The 17,448-nt window shown below is 70.6% G+C and carries 14 protein-coding genes and 1 pseudogene; 4 read left to right on the top strand and 11 right to left on the bottom strand.

What is annotated here, in order from left to right; all coding sequences use genetic code 11:
• Positions 1 to 106 precede the first annotated feature (106 nt).
• The 8 genes from Q7A36_RS16285 to Q7A36_RS16250 all read right to left on the bottom strand — a co-directional run bounded on the left by Q7A36_RS16285 (position 107) and on the right by Q7A36_RS16250 (position 11,297).
• Positions 107 to 826, bottom strand: coding sequence for an ABC transporter ATP-binding protein (locus tag Q7A36_RS16285; RefSeq protein WP_305104779.1), 720 nt, complete (start codon positions 824 to 826; stop codon positions 107 to 109).
• Positions 813 to 1,544, bottom strand: coding sequence for an ABC transporter ATP-binding protein (locus Q7A36_RS16280; RefSeq protein WP_305104778.1), 732 nt, complete (start codon positions 1,542 to 1,544; stop codon positions 813 to 815). Before Q7A36_RS16280 ends, Q7A36_RS16285 begins: the two co-directional genes overlap by 14 nt.
• Positions 1,541 to 2,629, bottom strand: a complete 1,089-nt coding sequence (locus tag Q7A36_RS16275; RefSeq protein ID WP_305104777.1) for a branched-chain amino acid ABC transporter permease — start codon at positions 2,627 to 2,629, stop codon at positions 1,541 to 1,543. The genes Q7A36_RS16280 and Q7A36_RS16275 overlap by 4 nt, the downstream gene beginning before the upstream one ends.
• The gene (locus Q7A36_RS16270; RefSeq protein WP_305104776.1) at positions 2,626 to 3,492 is read right to left on the bottom strand and encodes an ABC transporter permease subunit; all 867 of its coding nucleotides are present in this window, start codon (positions 3,490 to 3,492) and stop codon (positions 2,626 to 2,628) included. The genes Q7A36_RS16275 and Q7A36_RS16270 overlap by 4 nt, the downstream gene beginning before the upstream one ends.
• 68 nt (positions 3,493 to 3,560) lie before the next feature.
• Positions 3,561 to 4,805 carry an urea ABC transporter substrate-binding protein gene (locus Q7A36_RS16265; RefSeq protein WP_305104775.1) on the bottom strand — a complete coding sequence of 415 codons (1,245 nt, stop codon included), beginning with the start codon at positions 4,803 to 4,805 and terminating at the stop codon, positions 3,561 to 3,563.
• Between the two features lie 58 nt (positions 4,806 to 4,863).
• Entirely contained in the window at positions 4,864 to 6,267 is a 1,404-nt protein-coding gene (locus tag Q7A36_RS16260; RefSeq protein WP_305104774.1) for an amidase, read from the bottom strand.
• Between the two features lie 661 nt (positions 6,268 to 6,928).
• Positions 6,929 to 10,102: an efflux RND transporter permease subunit gene (locus Q7A36_RS16255; RefSeq protein WP_305104773.1), complete on the bottom strand. Its 3,174-nt coding sequence runs from the start codon at positions 10,100 to 10,102 to the stop codon at positions 6,929 to 6,931.
• 25 nt (positions 10,103 to 10,127) lie between these two features.
• Positions 10,128 to 11,297 (bottom strand): efflux RND transporter periplasmic adaptor subunit, encoded by a 1,170-nt coding sequence (locus Q7A36_RS16250; protein WP_305104772.1) that lies wholly within the window; start codon positions 11,295 to 11,297, stop codon positions 10,128 to 10,130.
• 135 nt (positions 11,298 to 11,432) lie between these two features.
• On the opposite strand from Q7A36_RS16250, the gene Q7A36_RS16245 reads away from it, so the two are divergent.
• From Q7A36_RS16245 to Q7A36_RS16235, 3 genes and pseudogenes are all read left to right on the top strand, one after another.
• Positions 11,433 to 12,044, top strand: a complete 612-nt coding sequence (locus Q7A36_RS16245) for a TetR/AcrR family transcriptional regulator (protein WP_305104771.1) — start codon at positions 11,433 to 11,435, stop codon at positions 12,042 to 12,044.
• 164 nt (positions 12,045 to 12,208) lie between these two features.
• Positions 12,209 to 12,326, top strand: a pseudogene (locus Q7A36_RS16240) (IS5/IS1182 family transposase); the annotation flags it as partial.
• Between the two features lie 446 nt (positions 12,327 to 12,772).
• Complete coding sequence (locus Q7A36_RS16235) at positions 12,773 to 13,546, top strand: zinc ribbon domain-containing protein (protein ID WP_305104770.1); 774 nt, start codon at positions 12,773 to 12,775, stop codon at positions 13,544 to 13,546.
• A gap of 547 nt (positions 13,547 to 14,093) precedes the next feature.
• On the opposite strand, the gene Q7A36_RS16230 is transcribed toward Q7A36_RS16235, so the two are convergent.
• Both Q7A36_RS16230 and Q7A36_RS16225 read right to left on the bottom strand, forming a co-directional pair.
• Positions 14,094 to 14,366: a PGPGW domain-containing protein gene (locus Q7A36_RS16230; RefSeq protein WP_305104769.1), complete on the bottom strand. Its 273-nt coding sequence runs from the start codon at positions 14,364 to 14,366 to the stop codon at positions 14,094 to 14,096.
• A complete protein-coding gene (locus Q7A36_RS16225; protein WP_305104768.1) occupies positions 14,366 to 15,412 on the bottom strand; it encodes a DNA adenine methylase in 1,047 nt (348 codons plus the stop codon). Before Q7A36_RS16225 ends, Q7A36_RS16230 begins: the two co-directional genes overlap by 1 nt.
• A 347-nt stretch (positions 15,413 to 15,759) precedes the next feature.
• On the opposite strand from Q7A36_RS16225, the gene Q7A36_RS16220 reads away from it, so the two are divergent.
• Entirely contained in the window at positions 15,760 to 16,023 is a 264-nt protein-coding gene (locus tag Q7A36_RS16220) for a DUF2798 domain-containing protein (RefSeq protein WP_305104767.1), read from the top strand.
• Between the two features lie 24 nt (positions 16,024 to 16,047).
• Here Q7A36_RS16220 and lpdA read toward each other — a convergent pair whose 3' ends face one another.
• Entirely contained in the window at positions 16,048 to 17,439 is a 1,392-nt protein-coding gene (lpdA, locus tag Q7A36_RS16215) for a dihydrolipoyl dehydrogenase (RefSeq protein ID WP_305104766.1), read from the bottom strand.
• Positions 17,440 to 17,448: the final 9 nt, after the last annotated feature.

The following is a 17,448-nucleotide window of genomic DNA, read 5'->3' as shown; positions in this document are numbered from 1 at the left end:
GTCCCCAGTCATAAGGCCAGGGCCGCGGGTCGCTGAGGACGGCCCTGGCCCATGCCCCGGCCAAGCAGCGCGCCGTGGCCGCCAAGGAGATCCCGCAGCCAGACAACTAGAGCAGCAACTGCGCCCGGACGGCCTCTTCCGTCACCCCGCCGCGCGGTATTTCCGTGACGATGCGGCCCTTGTCCATCACGTAGCAGCGCTCGCCCATGTCGAGGATCGTGTCGAGGTTCTGCTCGACGAAAAGGAAGGTGGTGCCGAGCTCGTCGCGCACCGCGCGGAGCGCCTCGCAGATCATCTGCACGATGGAAGGCTGGATGCCCTCGGAAGGCTCGTCGAGCAGCATGATCGAGGGATTGCCGATCAGCGCCCGGCCGATGGCGAGCTGCTGCTGCTCGCCGCCCGAGAGCGTGCCGGCCATCTGGCGCCGGCGCTGCACCAGGATCGGAAAGCGCTGATAGACGAGATCCACGAGCTTGCGCCCGCGCGGGCCGCCGATCAGCTCGCCCATGACCAGGTTCTCCTCCACCGTCATGCGGGGGAAGACGTCGCGGCCCTGCGGCACATAGCCGATGCCGGCGCGCGCGCGCGCGTCCGCGGCGCGGCCGGTCACGTCCTCCCCCATCAGCCGGATCGTGCCGGCCGAGGACCGGAGCAGGCCGATCAGGCAGCGCATCGCGGTGGTCTTGCCGACGCCGTTGCGGCCGATGAGGCCGACGATCTCGCCGCGGCCGATCGCGAGATCGACCCCCTGCAGGATCGGCGTGCCGCCATAGCCGGCCCAGACGCCCGCCGCCGCGAGGACCGGCGTCGCCTCAATGCCGGGCATGGTGATGCCCCTTGCCGAGATAGATCTCCGCGACGCGCGGGTCGGCGGTGATCTCCGCCACCGAGCCTCGGGCGAAGACACGCCCGAGATGCAGCACGGTGACCTGCTGCGCGACCTGCCGTACGAAGGCCATGTCGTGCTCCACCACCAGGACGGTCATGCCCTCCCGTGCCAGGCGCAGGATGAGGTCGCCGGTCCGCTCCGTCTCCTCGGGGGAGAGACCGGCCGTGGGCTCGTCGAGCAGCAGCAGCGCGGGCTTGAGGGCGAGCGCCATGCCGATCTCGAGCCATTGCTGCTGGCCGTGGGAGAGCGTTCCCGCGGGGGTCTCCGCGGCGGCCGCGAGGCCGAGCAGCTCGAGCAGCCGCTCCTCCTCCTCGCCCATCTGCCCGCGGTCGGCATGGTATTGCAGCGCGATATGCAGGTTCTGCCGCACCGGCAGCTCGCGGAAGATGCTGGGCTGCTGCATCTTGATGCTCATGCCGCGGCGCACGCGCTGGAAGGGCCGGGCCGCGGTCACGTCCTCGCCACGGAACAGCACCGCGCCGGCGCTCGGCGGGTAGGTGCCGACGATCAGCTTGAACAGGGTGCTCTTGCCCGCGCCGTTCGGGCCGATCAGGCAATGCACCTGGCCCTGCTCGACGGCGAGCGACACGCCGCTGACCGCGGCCAGCCCGCCGAAGCTCTTCGAGAGCTCGCGGGTCGCCAGGATCTCCGTCATCGCGCGACCTCCCGCGCCACGGCAGCGGCCGCGGGCCGGCGCCGCCGTCCGGTCGCCGCCCGCCGGATCCCCTGCACCAGGCCGATCACGAAACCCTGCGGCGCCACCAGCACCACGGCGAGCAGCAGGGTCCCCGTCAGCACCAGCGCCGCCTGCTGGCTGTACACCGTGATCGTCTGGTAGGCGGCGAGGAAGACGAGCGTGCCGACCAGGGTCGCCGTGAGGTCGCTGCGCCCGGAGAAGGCGACCCAGACGATCGGCATGGCCGCGAAGGGCAGGCCGATGATGGACGGTGCGATGAACTGCCCCCAGGAAGTGTAGAGGGCGCCCGAGAGCCCGGCGAGCGCACTGCCGATGACGAAGGCCGCGAGCTGGAACCTGCGCACGTCGTAGCCGAGCAACTCCGCGCGCAGGGGATCCTCGCGGATGGCCACCAGCACATTGCCAAAGCGGCTGTTCACCAGGATGCGCAGCAGAAGATAGACGAGCACCAGCATCCCAAGCACGAGCCAGTAGAGCGCCGCCCCCTCGAAGTAGAGGGTGGACTCCTCGAGCCAGGGCATGTTCAGCGGCTCCATGCCCTGCATGCCGTTGAAGCCGTTGAGGCGTGCCCCGCCGATGCGCCATTGCGGCCCGGCCGTCTGGCCGAGGAAGAAGGCCAGCGCGAGCGTGATGGAGAGGGTGACGATGCCGAAGAAGACGCCGCCGATGCGGCCCCAGATCATGAAATAGCCGAGGATGCCCGCCGCGGCGGCGGCCAGGCAGACCGCCAGCGCCAGGGCCAGGAAGGTCGTGCCGTCCTGGCCGCCCAGGTTGATGGCCAGCACGCCATAGGCATAGCCGCCGATGCCGAAGAAGAAGGTCTGCCCGAAGGAGAGCATGCCGCAATAGCCCCACATGACGCAGAGGCCGAGCGCCATGAAGACCCAGAGCAGGAAATAGGCGGTGTTGCCCACCGCGAATTCGTCGCCGAAGAGCGGGAAGGCCGCCGCGACGGCGATCACCAGGAGGAAGCTGCCCCAGAAGCCGGGCCCCCGGCCCAGCGTCTGCGGACCGTTCAGCAGCGCGAGCATCTCCGTCGTCACGCTCCCCGCCGGGCAAGCCAGCCGGAGATGCCCTCCGGCAGCACGCGGATGATGAGGATCACGGCCAGCAGCATGCCGATCTGCCCGGCGATCTGTCCGTAGCCGGCATTGAGCGTGGTGCGCACCGCGGCCAGCATCAGCCCTGCCGGCGCGGTCCCGAGCAGGACATTCGCGCCGCCGACCACGACGGTGACGAAGCTCTCCACGATGAAGGTGACGCCCATGGTCGGGATGAGCGTCATCGTCGGCGCATAGAGGGCGCCGCAGAAGCCGGCGAGGCCGGCCCCGAGGCCGAAGCTCAGGGCGTAGATCCGGTCGGTCCGCGCGCCCAGCGCCCGCGCCATCGCGGCGTTCTGCATGGTGGCGCGGGCGAGGATGCCGAAGCGTGTCCGCAGGAAGAGCCACCAGAGGAAGGCGAGGACCGCCACCGCGCCGCCGAACAGGACCAGGCGGTAGGCGGCGAAGCTGTACTCGCCGATCGTGAAGCTGCCGGGCGGGGTGCCGATGCCGGGGAAGGAGGAGCCGACGAGGATCAGCAGGCCCTGCGTGACGATCAGCGACAGCCCCCAGGTGGCGAGGAGGGAGTCGAGCGGGCGGCGGTAGAGGTGGCGCACCACCAGGCGTTCCACCACCACGCCGGCGATCGCTGCGGCGACCGTGCCGAGCAGCATCGCCAGCGGCAGCGGCAGGCCCACCTGCACGCCGGCCGCGGTGACATAGGCGCCGCACATGATGAACTCGCCATGGGCCATGTTGATGATGCCCATCATCCCGAAGACGATGGCGAGGCCCGCGGCGGAGAGCACCAGGAAGGCGAAGACGTCGGCGAATTGCCAGGCGATCGAGAAAGCCTCGGCGAACATGCACAGCTCCTTCCTGGATGGCTGGCCTGGATGGCTGGCGGGCCCGGGGTGGGCCCGCCGGTTCGGTCTCAGCGCCGCGGCAGGCTGGAGGGCGAGTACTGCTCGTTGTCGTCCTTCTTCGTCAGGTCGCAGCCGACCTGGCCGAGCCAGTAGGGCTTGATGTCGCCGAAGTCCTTCAGGATCGTGACCTTGTGGTCCTTGTCCACCGAGATCATGCGCATCCGGTGCGACATGTGCTGGCTCTGCGGGTCGAGGGTGATGCGACCCTCCGGCGCATCCACGGCGATGCCGCCGCCCGCGGCCACCTTGTGCAGGTCGGCCGCCTTGAAGGAGTTCGCCTTCTCCGCCATCACCTTGAGCAGGAAGAGCGTGACATAGGCATTGTAGCCCATGTCGTTGATGTAGGTCTCCTCCGGCCAGCGGGCACGCCAGCGCGCCTTGAAGGCGTTCGCCTCCGGCGTGTCGATCTCCTCGAACCAATTGGCGACTGCGTGCATGCCGTTCAGCGCGGGCGGAGCGAAGCGCTTGTGCTCGAAGCCCAGCATGATCTTGATGGAGCTGCCCATCGGCACGTCGAGCCGCGCCGCCGCGGCCTGCTCGAAGAAGCTGTCCTGCGCGGCACCGACATTGAGGCACATCAGCCAGTCCGGCTTCGCGCGCTGGATGTTCTGGATGGTCTGCGCGAATTGCGAGACGCCGAGCGGGATGAACTCCTCCCCGATCACCTGGCCGCCCTGCTCCTTCATCAGGGTGCGGGTCCATTCGGCGGAGAGCTGGCCGAAATTGTAGTCGGCGGCGATGGTATAGACCCGCTTGCCGAATTTCTCGGCCATGAAGGGGATCAGGGTGGAGAATTGCTGCTCCGGCACCGCCCCGGTCGAGACCATGTTGCGGTCGCAGACGCCGCCCTCGTACTGGTTGGTGTAGTAGTAGAAGATGCCGGCCCGCTTCAGGATCGGCCGGATCGCCTCGCGCGAGGCGGAGGTGATGCCGCCGATCAGCACCTCCACCTTGTCGCGCTGGACCAGGCGCCGCGCGAATTCCTGGTAGCGCGCATTGTCCCCCTGGGGGTCGAGATGGATCAGCTCGATGGGCCGGCCCATGATGCCGCCGGCCTTGTTGATCTCCTCCATCGCCAGGATGGAGCCGTTGAGCTTCGGCCTGCCATAGACGGCGAGGTCGCCCGAGATGTCCTCGAGCAGCCCGACCTTCACCGGGTTTTTCGACTGCGCCCGCGCCAGCGGATGGCGCAGCACGGCGGCAGCGGCCAGCCCGCTGGCGAGCGTCAGCGCGGTCCTGCGTTCGATGGCCATGGTCTCTCCCCCTCCTGCATGCCTGGGCGTGCGACAAGGTCCTTTGCCGCTGCGGCCGTCACAGCGCCGGGTGCCGGCGGTGCCAATCCGTCGCCTCCTGGTAGGCATGGCCGGCGCGCACGAGCACATCCTCATCGAAGTGGCGTGACACGAACTGGAAGGCAATCGGCGTGCCACGCTCGGTGAAGCCGCAGGGCAAGGTGATCGTCGGGCTGCCGCTCATGTCGAAGGGGCAGGTGAAGCGCAGCAAGGTGGCGATCAGCGCGGGGTCCTGCCCGAGCGTCGCCATCCTGGCAACGGTCGGGGAGGCGAAGCCCTGCGCCGGCACGACGAGAAGATCGATGCCTTCGAACAGGGCACGCACGCGCCCGGCGAAATCGTGCCGGCGCAGCACGATCTTCTGGTAGTCCAGCCCGGACAGGCCGCGCCCCTGCTCGATCAGGGCCGAGAGGGCCGGGCCATACTCCGCCTTGCGGGCGGGATAGGTCGCCTCATGCGCCACGGCGGTCTCGACGGCGCAGAGCGGAAACCAGTCCTCGACGATCTGCTCGACCGCGGGAAACGTCACCGCGCGGATCTCGCCGCCGAGCGAGGCGATGACACGCAGCGCCTCCTCCGTCGCGCGCTGCATCTCGGTGTCCGCGCCGGCATTGAAGTCGCGGTCGATGCCGATGCGCAGGCCCTTCAGCCCACGCCGGAGCCCGGCGAGGTAGTTCGGCACCGGCTCCAGGCTCGCGGTCGGATCCTTCGGGTCGGCCCCGGCGATCGCGCCCAGCATCGCGCCGCAATCGGCCGCGCTCCGCGCCATCGGGCCGACATGGTCGAGCGTCGCGGCGAGTTCGAACACGCCGTAGCGGCTCACCCGGCCCCAACTGGGCTTGAGGCCGGTCACGCCATTCGCCGCGCTCGGGAAGCGGATCGACCCGCCCGTATCCGATCCCAGCGAGCCGTAGCAGAGCCCCGCGGCCGTGGCGACGCCCGAGCCGGAGGAGGAGGCGCCTGACCAGGTGCCCGCGTCCCACGGGTTCACCGGCGGTGGCACATCCGGATGATGGTCTGCATAGGCGCCTTCCGTGAGCTGCAGTTTGCCGAGGATGACGGCACCGGCAGCCTCCAGCCTGCGCACCACTGTCGCGTCCTCGCGCGGGCGGAACTCCTTGTGGATCGGCATGCCGGCGGCCGTCGGCGCATCCCGCGTCCAGCAGAGGTCCTTGACCGCAATCGGCACGCCGTGCAGCGGACTGCGGATGTCGCCGCGGGCGATCGCTGCCTCCGCCGCGCGCGCCTGGGCGAGGGCCTGGTCGGCCATGAGGCATGCGTAGCTCTTCAGCCGCCCATCCAGCGCGCCGATGCGTTCGAGCTGCGCGGTCGTCGCCTCGACCGGCGAGATCTCCCGCGCATGGATGCGGCGTCCGATCTCGGTCAGTTCGAGGTAATGCCAATCCGATCCGCTGGAAGCCATCGGCCCTCTCCCTTCTGGTGGCGCGCAGGCGGCCAGCGTCGGCCGCAAGGCGGCAGGCAAGGTGCCCGCCTGCACTGGCCCTGCCATTCTGCGCATGCCCGCGCCGCGACGCGCAATACACGCCCAGGGCGAGAAGCATGCCCCGTCTGTTCGCCATCACGGCGGCTGCATCGCTGCGGCCGGCCCGACCGTGGCGAGCGGCGTGTCGCGCCTTCCCGGCATGTGCGCGGCCGCGGCGCCACGCCTGGCGAGGGAAGGGCTTTCGCGGGCCTCCTGGTGGCGGCACCGGACTGTGGTTCCGTCAATGCGCACAACCGCGTGCGCGCATGCGGTTCGACGGGGTCGCAGGCTGCGGCCTTGCGACAAGAGGCCCGCAGGCCGATCCGTGCCACCAAGCCATCCGGTGGACGACGTCCCCGGTGGCTGGTTGATGGGGCTGGTGGATGTCGCCGCGGGCAGCGTCGCGACCTGCCCGGGGCGGCTCCACGCCATTGGCGGCCGAGGCGATCGCCCTCCTCGATCCGCTACTCCCGGGCGATGACGCCAGGCGTCATGGGCACGTCACTCTGGTTGCGCAGAGCCCTGCCGGCGGCCGTCGAGGCATGCCTGCATGGCCCCGACGGCAGGCGGCCTGCACCTTCGCCGCCGCCTGCCCTGGCATTCAGGTCGACTGCGGCCTTGCGGTCCCGGGTACCGGTGACCTGCGCGCCAGGCTGCGCGCCACCACGTAGAAGACCGGCGTGAAGAGCAGGCCGAAGCCCGTCACCCCGAGCATGCCCGCGAAGACCGCGGTGCCGAGGCTCTGCCGCATCTCCGCGCCCGCGCCGGTCGCGACGGCGAGCGGCAGCACGCCGAGGATGAAGGCGAGCGAGGTCATCAGGATCGGCCGCAGCCGCGTGCGCGCCGCCGCCTCCGCCGCCTGCCAGCGGCTCATCCCCGCCGCCTCCGCCGCCCGGGCGAATTCCACGATCAGGATCGCGTTCTTCGCCGCGAGCCCGACCAGCACCACCAGCCCGACCTGCACCAGCACGTTGTTGTCGAGCCCGCGCGACAGCACGCCGGCCAGCGCCGCCAGCACCGACATCGGCGCGATCAGCACCACCGCCAGCGGCAGCAGCCAGCTCTCGTAGAGCGCCGCGAGCAGGAGGAAGACGAAGATGACGGCGAGGCCGAAGGCAATGGGCGCGGTGTCGCCCTGCGTCGTCTCCTGTAGCGCGATCTCGGTCCATTCGTAGCCGAAGCCCTCCGGCAGGCGCTCGGCCAGCAGCGCCTGCATGGCGGCGATGGCCTGGCCGGTGGAGACGCCCGGCTTCGCCGCGCCCTGGATCTCGGCGGCGGGATAGAGGTTGTAGCGCGGCACCCGGTAGGGACCTGTGTCGTCGCGGAAGCTGGCCAGCGCCCCAATCGGCACCATCTCGCCGGCATCGTTCCTGGTGCGCAGCAGCGCCACGTCGCGCGGGGTCAGGCGCTGGCCCTCCTCCGCCTGGGCGGTGACCCGGTAGGTGCGACCGAGGATGTTGAAGTCGTTGACGAAGATGGAGCCGAGATAGACCGAGAGCGCCTCGGAGACGCGGGCCAGCGGCACGCCTAGCATCTCCGCCTTGCTGCGGTCCACCTCGGTCCGCAGCACCGGCGTCGAGGTGTTGAAGAGGGTGAAGGCCATGGCGATCTCCGGCAGGCCGTTCGCCGCCGCGACGATCTGCCCGGTCGCCCGTTCCAGTTCCCGTGCGCCGCGGCCGCTGCGGTCCTGGACATAGAGCTTGAAGCCACCGCCCGTGCCGATGCCGGGCACCGAGGGCGGCGGGATGACCAGCGCCAGCGCCTCCCGCTCCTCGGCCAGCCGCGCCTGCACCGCGCCGATGATGCTGCCATAGGAGATGCCGGCCGCCTCGCGTTCCTCGAAGGGCTGCAGGCCGAGGAAGATGACGCCGGTATTCGGCGCATTGGTGAAGGTGGCGCCGTCGAAGCCGGTGAAGGCGACGGCATCGCGCACGCCCGGCACCTGCAGCACCACTTCCGAGGCGCGGCGGATCACCGCATCGGTCCGCGCCAGGGCGGCGCCGGGCGGCAATTGGAAGGCGGCGATCAGGTAGCCGCGGTCGAGCGGCGGGATCAGGCCCGTCGGCGTGGTCCGCACGGTCTGGCCGGTCACCGCCAGCAGCCCGGCATAGAGCAGCAGCAGCAGGCCGGCGACCCGCACCAGGCGCCGCGTCAGCACGCCGTAGCCGAGGGAGAGCGCCTCGAAGAGGCGGTTGAAGCCGCGGAAGAACAGGCCGAAGGGCGCCCAGAGCCAGGCCCGCCAGCCCCGCGCCTCGGCATGCGAATGCGGCCGCAGCAGCAGCGCGGCGAGCGCCGGCGAGAGGGTCAGCGAGACCAGCGCCGAGAGCAGCGTCGCCACCGCGATGGTCGCGGCGAATTGCCGGTAGAAGGCGCCCGCGATGCCGGCGATGAAGGCGGTCGGGACGAAGACGGCGCAGAGCACCAGGGCGATGGCGACCAGGGCGAAGCCGACCTCGTCCATGGTGCGCTCCGCCGCCTCGCGCGGCGCCATGCCCTCGGCGAGGTGCCGCTCGACATTCTCGACCACGACGATGGCATCGTCCACCACGATGCCGATGGCGAGGATCAGGCCGAACATCGACAGCGTGTTGAGGGTGAGGCCGAGCGCCGCCATGACGGCGAAGGTGCCGATGATGGAAACCGGGATCGCCAGCAGCGGGATGATGGCGGCGCGCCAGGACTGCAGGAAGAGGATCACCACCAGCACCACCAGCAGCACCGCCTCCCCGAAGGTATGGGCGACCGCCTCCATGGACTGGGCGATGAAGCGCGTGGGGTCGTAGACCACGCTGTAGCTCAGCCCGGCGGGGAAGGACTTGGAAAGCTCGGCCATGGTGCCGCGCACCGCGGCGGCGGTGGCCAGCGCGTTCGAGCCGGGGCGCTGGTAGATGACGATCGCCGTCGCCACCTTGTTGTTCAGATAGGCATTGACCGTATAGTCCTGGCTGCCGAGCTCGACCCGGGCCAGGTCGCGCACCCGCACCGGCGCGCCGCCGGCGCCGGTCGCCACCACGATCTCGCCGAACTGCTCCGGCGAGATGAGCCGGCCCAGCGCCTCGACATTGATCTGGAAGGCCTGGCCCGCCCCGGCGCCGGTGGGCGGCTGGTTCAGCCCGCCGGCGGCCACCTGCAGGTTGGCGCGCCGCAGCGCCGCCAGCACCTCGCCCGGCGTCAGGCCGCGCGCCGCCACGCGGGCGGGGTCGAGCCAGATGCGCATGGCATAGTCGCGGGCGCCGAAGACCTGCGCGTCGCCGACGCCGTCCAGCCGCGCCAGCCGGTCCTTCACGTTGATGGTCGCGTAGTTCGAGATGTACTGCTGGTCGCGCGTGTCGTCGGGCGAGAGCATGTGCACGACCATCAGCAGGTCGGGCGAGGCCTTGCGCACGACGAGGCCGAGGCGCTGCACCTCCTCCGGCAGGCGGGGCTGGGCGACCGCGACGCGGTTCTGCACCAGCACCTGGGCGCTGTCCACGTCGGTGCCCTGGCGGAACACCACGCTGACCGTCAGGCGGCCGTCGCCGGTCGCCTGGGAGGAGAGGTAGAGCATGTTGTCGACGCCGTTGATCTCCTGCTCGAGCGGCGTCGCCACCGTCTCGGAGATCACCTGGGCCGAGGCGCCGGGATAGGTCGCGGTCACCGTCACGGTCGGCGGCGCGATCTCGGGGTACTCGCTGATCGGCAGGCGGAAGCCGGCGATGGCGCCGATCAGGGTGATGGCGATGGAGATCACCGCGGCGAAGACCGGCCGGGCGATGAAGAAGCGGGCAAGGCGCATGGCCGGGACTCCTCGGGCCGGGTGCTCAGCGGTTCTCGGCGAGCTGCGCCGTGGTCGCGTCGATCCGCCCCTGTTCGGCCGTCACGCGGCTTCCCGGCCGGGCGCGGTGCAGGCCGGCGATCACCACCCGGTCCTCCGGCGCGAGGCCGCTGCGCACCAGGCGCAGCCCGTCCACGACAGGGCCGAGCACGACCGGCTTCGGCACGACGGTGCCGTCCGGTGCGACGGTCAGCACCATGCGCGAGGCCTGATCGGCCGCGACCGCGGCGTCCGGCACCAGCAGCGCATCGGTATCGCCGGCCCAGAGCCGCAGCCGGGCGAAGATGCCGGGCGTCAGGAAGAGGTCCGCGTTCGGCAGCACGGCGCGCGCCCGCACGGTGCCGGAGCGCTGGTCGAGCGCGGTGTCGAGGAAGTCCAGCCGGCCCGCATGCTCGAAGCCCTGCTCGTCGGCGAGGCGGAGCTGCACCGGCGTGCGCCCCGGCTCGCGGTCCGAGGCGCGGGCGCCGCTGCGGGTCTGGCGGGCGAGGCGCAGGTAGTCCGCCTCGCTCATGTCGAAGCTGGCATAGACGGGATCGACGGTCAGGATGGTGGTCAGCAGCGTCGCGCCGGCCTGCACCAGGTTGCCGGCATCGACCCGGCGGTCGGAGACGCGGCCGGCATTGGGCGCCCGCACCTCGGTCCAGGTCAGCTCGAGCTCGGCATTGCGGAGCTGGGCGCGGGCGGCGGCGAGCGCCGCCTCGGCATCGCGCTGGGCGGCGCGGCGGGTGTCGAGCTGCGCCTGCGGCGCGAAGCGGTCGCGCACCAGCGGGATGGTGCGGTCGATCTCCTGCCCCGCCAAGTCGAGCTTGGCCTGCGCCTTCGCCACCTCGGCCCTCGCGGCTTCCACCGCGATCTCGAAGGGCCGGCGGTCGATGGTGAAGAGCAGGTCGCCGGCGCGGACAAGCTGGCCGTCGCGGAAGTTCACCTGCTCCACCTGGCCGGAGACGCGCGGGCGCAGCTCGACCCGGGCGAAGGGCTCCAGCCGGGCGATGTGCTCGTCCCACTCGGTCACCGTCCGGTGCAGCGGCTGCGCCACGGTCACGGCCGGCGGGGCGGGCGGGGTCTGGGCGGCCACGGTCTGGACGGACAGGGGCAGGGCCGGCAGCGCGAGCGCGAAAGCGAGCGGAGCCAGGGACTTGCGCAGGGGGGAGGACATAGCCTATCTCCGGGGCCGGATGATACCGACCGGTTCGTCCTATGGATACGTACCGGTCGGTATCATGGCAAGGCAGCTCGATATCGCGAATTCGCGAGCGAACAGGCAGGTAGCGAGCACGCAGGAGGACAAGCCGTGTCGGAGGGCCGCAACCTCGCACCCCGAAACCCGCGCCCCGCGGCGCAGCGGGTGCGCGATGCCGCGAAGGAGCTGTTCTACCGGCAGGGCATCCGCGCCACCGGCGTGGAGGAGGTCTGCCGCGTCGCCGGCACGACGAAGATGAGCCTCTACCGCGCCTATCCCTCGAAGGACGCGCTGGTGGAGGCGATCCTGCGCGAGGATTGCGAGGCCGCCGCCTGCACCTATGCCGAGGCGCTGAGCGAGGCGGTGCCGCCGCGCGACCGGCCGCTCGCCTATATCCGTGCCGCCGCCGAGGTGCTGCGCATGCCTGGCTTCCGCGGCTGCCCGATGGGCCTCGCGATTGCCGAATTCCCCGATCCCGAACACCCCGCGCGCAAGCTGGCGGATGCCGAGAAGCGCGCAGCGCGTGAGCGCCTGCGCCGCCTCTGCGCCGAGGCGGGCGCCGACAGTGCCGAGGTGCTCGGCGACACGCTCCTGCTGCTGCTGGAAGGGGCGTTCAGTGCTGCGCCCTATCTCGGCAATGCCGATGCCGCGACGGCGCTTGAGACCGCCGCGGAGCGGCTGCTCGCGGCCGCATTGGCCGCACCTGACACATCGGGAAGCTAAGCAAACCCCTTCGGGTTTGCGCTGCAATAAAACCCCGAGCAGGCTTTCGCTTCAAAGGGCTGGGCCGCACGACGTGTGGCCCAAGCCGCGAAAGTCCGCTTGGGGGCTGGCGGTGTCGATGGTGTCCATGGATCGTCAAGGGCGCAGAAAAAGGGGACGCCGCGATCGTCGAACGGACCATCGCCTCGCTGAACCGCTGTCGTGCTGGCCAAGGATTGGGAGTGCCGGAACCGGTCAGGCCTGTGCTGCCTGACTTGGGCCTCCGTCCGACTGATGCCGTGAAGGCTCTGCCACATGAACAAATGATCCCGGATGGACTCCTGCGTCATCCGCGATGAAGCGCGACGTGTTCGCCTCCATGGAGAGTCGGTGCAGCCGTGATCGACTCCATTCGGCCCTCGGCGACAGCACGCCAGAGACGATGGATCTGAGCGCAGCCCGATCGTCCCCAACCCTTGTCCACAGAAGCCGGGGACGTCCAGATTGCCTGTCTTGGCATCGGGAACCCGCCATCCTTCATCCACCGTCCCACATCGCAGTTCACTGTCTGGCAATGCGCCGGCGGGTACGCATTGCAACGGCGCGTGCTGTGCGGTGCGTCATATCGGCGGGTGCAGGTCACATCCTATTCCTCGGGATCGATCGCCGCCTTAGAACGTTGTGGGTTACCATGATAGGGTGGCACCTGCACTCCCTATGCCAAAAGGAAGCCTACGCCAGGAAGTTGGATGATGTCCGATCGTCAGCGCAGATCCGGCACCGTTGCACAGGGCACGACAACGCCCGAGCAGCGCGCCTGCCCGGCTTGCGGTGCGCCACTCCCTGAAGGCGCCGCAGTTTGTGGCTGCTGCGAGTCATCCTCGCATGCAGTGGTACCACTGGCCGCGCCAAAGGACGCGACGCTGGATCGTGATGTCGCGCCGCCGGTCGCGGCAGACCTGCCGCAGAGGCAAAGCCTCGTGCTACTGGTGTGCGACCTGTCCGAACAGACGGGCGACGCGATGGAGTTCCTGGAAGCCTGCACCCAGGCTGCGCGCATGTTCGGCGGCTGGCCGGCGTTTGCCAGCGGGACAGAGGTTGCCTTCCGCTTCGATCCGACGGCCGCGTCCGGCATGCAGCAATTTGCAGCGACGGATCGGCTCGATCGCGCCTTCGACGCCGGCCTGAATGTCGTCCTCGACGTCGGACGCCGCTTCGCAGGGCTACGGATCGTGCTGCACGAGGGCGACACCCTGTTCGTCAAGGGCAGCACCATTGCGGCGGTCGAGGCTGAACTCCTCGGGCCCATGCGCACCGATGTGGTGATGGAGGGGCCGGTACGACAGGACGCGCATGCGATGTGCCTGGCGGCGCCACCGCTCGGCATGGTGGTCAGTGCTGCCGCAGCGAAAGGATTGGCGCCGGCCCGCCGCATGCTGCTTCGGCGCCTGCCGGCCGATCATTCTGCGGCCCGGGTCGGCGGCGCCTATCTCTGGCAGCCGATCCTTGCCGCAGCGCGGTAACACGGCCCGCATTGCCGCGTTCAGTATGCAACGGATCGGAACTGCCCCGGCCTTGCCCGACTGGACATCTCCGGCCTGTGTGGACGCCGGGTCGGGGGTGATAGGCTGCGGCGATCCCCATCCGCTCCGGGGTGATGTAGCCGGGCGCCGGACGGAGGCGCCGAGGGTCGTACCGGACCTCCCGGGAGGCGAACACGTCGCGGCGGTGCGAGGCATGCCTTGCGCCTGATTGGGTGGCGTAGTCGGCAGCGTTGACGAGTTCGGCCTTGAGAGTTCTGGCGAGGCTCTCCTTCGGCGCTTCGTCGAGAGGACCGCCCTCGCGGCGCATGGCGGCGCGGGCGCCGATGCCGGCCGGCGCCGCTCGGCCGTCGGATGCCGCATCCTGGGGTGCGGCCCGGTTCGATGAGACAGCCGGCTGCGGCAGGGGTGGCCGCAACCGGAGATCGGCCCCATGGACCAGAGCCGCAAGGACAGGCCCGAAGGGGCGCCGATCCGCCGTATCTATTTCGATATCGAATTTGATATCCCAGGGCGGACGGCCGCGGGCTCAGGGCAGCAGGCGCCGCACCCGCTCGGCTTGGCGCTGCGACCAGGCGACCAGCCGCCCCTCCATCGCCTCCACCCCCTCCACCTGGCGTGGCCAGCGGGCGCGCAGCTTGTCCATCGCCGCCCGTGCCCAGTCGTACTGGTCGCGCAGGATGAAGAGGCCGAGGGCGAGGAAGAGGATCCCCTGCAGCAGCGGCAGCACCAGGCCGAGCGCGCCGAGCCCGAGCAGCAGGAAGCCCGCCACCTTGCGGGCGAGGGAGGGCTGGCCCGCCATCACGCCGCCTGCGGGGAGGGAAGGGGGATGCGTCGTTCGGTCGCCACGAAGAGATATTCCATGTTCCTGAGCCGGCCGACCTGGCCGACCTTGATGCCCTGCGGGTTGTGGATGCCGATCTTGGCGCCGACATAGCGGTCGTGGGGAATTTCAATGACCTCCACATGGAAGCGGGCGCCGAGCATCGCCTCGAGCTCCGCCCGGGGCAGGTAGCCCTCGTCGTTGAAGGAGACGACGACGGCGCGGCAGCGCAGCGCCTCGATGGTCCGCGCCAGGGCCGGGCCGATGCGGCGGCGGCTGTTGAAGTCCGACAGGCGGGTGCGGCAGTCCGTGCGCTTCTGCGCCAGGCCATAGACCTCCGGCCGGTCCCAGCGCACCAGCGTCTCCCAGACATGGTAGTTCCGCAGGTAGGAGTGCTGGTTGTAGGGCGGGTCGAGATAGGCGAGGTCGCAGTCCACCGCGGCGGCGACCGCCTCCGCCTCCCCGCAGAGCGCCTGGCAGGGGCCGGCAGCGGGGCGGGGCAGCAGGGCGGGGAGGCGGAGGCGCAGCGGCTGCAGCGCCCGCCGCGCCCATTGCTTCATGTAGGCCATCTGCAGGCCGGCGGTGGAATCGACGCGGTCGGCGGCCTCGAGCAGCGCGGTCAGCAGCACCGCCTCCAGCTCCGGCTCGGCGCCCAGGGCGGCGATCGCCTCGCGGATCGCCTCCACCTTCGCGCCGTTGTCGGGGTGCAGGAAGCGCGCCTGCTCGCAATAGGTTGCGGTGAACCAGCCGGGGCGGGGCGGCAGGCGCTGCAGGTCGGCGAGGATGCGCCGCGCCGGCTCGGCCCAGCGGCCGGCATCCGCCTGCACGTAGCAGGTGGCGAGGGTATGGGCGAAGGCGTTGTGGTCGTTGGCGACGACGCGGTAGCCCGCGGCCTTCAATGCGTGGCCGACGCGGGCGGTGCCGGAGAAGAGGTCGAGCACCCGGGCGCCGGCGGGGGCTTTGGCGCCGATGGCCGAGAGGATATGGGCGAGGAGGGCGCGCTTGCTGCCGATGTACTTGATCATGGGGAGTCCTGGCAGCCTGGGCCTGCATGCGCGGTCCGGGCCACGCATCGCGCGGCCCGGACCTTCGGAATGAAAACCTGCTCAGGATCCCGTTGCGGCGCAATCCCCGGGGGGGCTGTCCGGGGTGCCGTTCGCGGCGGAGGCGCGGAGGCGGCCCGGCCCGCCAGATCGGGCGCCGCCCTTGGCAGCGGCAGTGCCGAGTGGTAGCAACTGCGTGCCGGGCGGAAGCCCGGCCGTAAGCGGCTCACGTCAGGCAACGCATCCACCCCGGCCCACCCGCCGAAGGGACAGCGATGCACGACTGTGACCTGCCCTGGGCGACGGGCCAGCCATCCAAGGATCGGCCGATGCCTCTCCCCCGTCCACGTCTCGGGAAGCTGCCGCCGCGCAGCGCTGCCTTCCTCCTGCCCCTCATCCTCTCCGTCGTGATGACCTGCGTGGTCTCCGGCGTCGCCACCCTCCGCGCGCTCGGGCCGACGGCGGAGGCGATGCGGGCCTGGCCGGCGGCCTGGGCGCTGTCCTGGCCGGTCGCTTTCCCGACCCTGCTGCTCGCCCTGCCGGTGGTGCGGAGGGTGGTCTCGCTGCTGGTCGCGCCGCCCCCGGCGCGGTGAGCCGCGCCGGGGGCGGGATGGCGGTCAGATATGCAGGGCGCGGCCGTCCACGGCCAGCGCGGCCTCCTTGACCACCTCGTTCAGCGTCGGATGGGCGTGGCAGGTCCGCGCCACGTCCTCGGCCGAGGCGCCGAACTCGATGGCCAGCGAGATCTCGGCGACCAGCGTGCCGACATCGGGGCCGAGCATATGCGCGCCCAGCACCCGGTCGGTCTTCGCGTCCGCCAGGATCTTCACGAAGCCATCGACGTCGCCCATGGCGCGGGCGCGGCCATTGGCGGTGAAGGGGAACTTGCCGGCCTTGTAGGCGATGCCCGCGGCCTTCAGCTCCTCCTCCGTCGCGCCGACCGAGGCGACCTCCGGCCAGGTGTAGATCACGCCGGGGATGGCGGCGTAGTTCACATGGCCCGCCTGTCCCGCGAGGATCTCGGCCAGCGCCACGCCCTCGTCCTCGGCCTTGTGGGCCAGCATGGCGCCGGCGATGACGTCGCCGATGGCATAGATGCCCGGGACGTTGGTGGCGAAATGCGCGTCGGTCTTCACCCGGCCGCGCTCGTCGAGCGCGACGCCGGCCTCGGCGAGGCCGAGCCCCTCGGTATGCGGGCGGCGGCCGATGGCCAGCAGCACGACATCGGCCTTGATCTCCTCGGGCGTGCCGCTGGTGGCGGGCTCGACCGTCAGGGTCACGCCGTTGGCGCCCTTGGCCGCGCCGGTCACCTTGGACTTCAGGCGGAACTTGAGGCCCTGCTTGGCCAGCGTCCGCTCGAGCTGCTTCGCCACCTCGTTGTCCATGCCGGGGACGAGGCGGTCGAGGAACTCGATCACTGTCACCTCGGCGCCGAGGCGCCGCCAGACGGAACCCAGCTCGAGCCCGATCACGCCGCCGCCGATGACGACGAGGTGGCCGGGGACCTTCTCCAGCTCCAGCGCGCCGGTGCTGGTCACGACCTGCTTCTCATCAACCTCGACGCCGCGGAGCGGGGTGCTCTCGCTGCCCGTGGCGATGACGATGTTCTTGGTCTCGTAGGTCTCGCCCGCGACCTCCACCTTGCCGGGGGCGAGGATGCGGCCGGCGCCCTTCAGCCAGGTGACCTTGTTCTTCTTGAAGAGGAACTCGACGCCCTTGACATTGGCCGAGACCACCTCGCCCTTCCTGGCCTGCATCCTGGCGAGGTCGAGCTTCACGCCGTCGAACAGGACGCCGTGCTCGGCCATCTTGTGCTTCGCCTCCTCGAAATGCTCGCTGCTTTGCAGCAGGGCCTTGGAGGGGATGCAGCCCACGTTCAGGCAGGTGCCGCCGAGGGTCGCGCGTTTCTCGACGCAGGCGACCTTCATGCCGAGCTGGGCGGCGCGGATGGCGCAGACATAGCCGCCGGGACCGGCGCCGATGACGATGACGTCGAAGCTCTCAGGCATGGGGCGGGT

It is taken from the genome of Paracraurococcus lichenis (assembly GCF_030657435.1).
GTDB lineage: Bacteria > Pseudomonadota > Alphaproteobacteria > Acetobacterales > Acetobacteraceae > Paracraurococcus > Paracraurococcus lichenis.
This window is presented reverse-complemented; position numbering and strand designations above follow the sequence as displayed.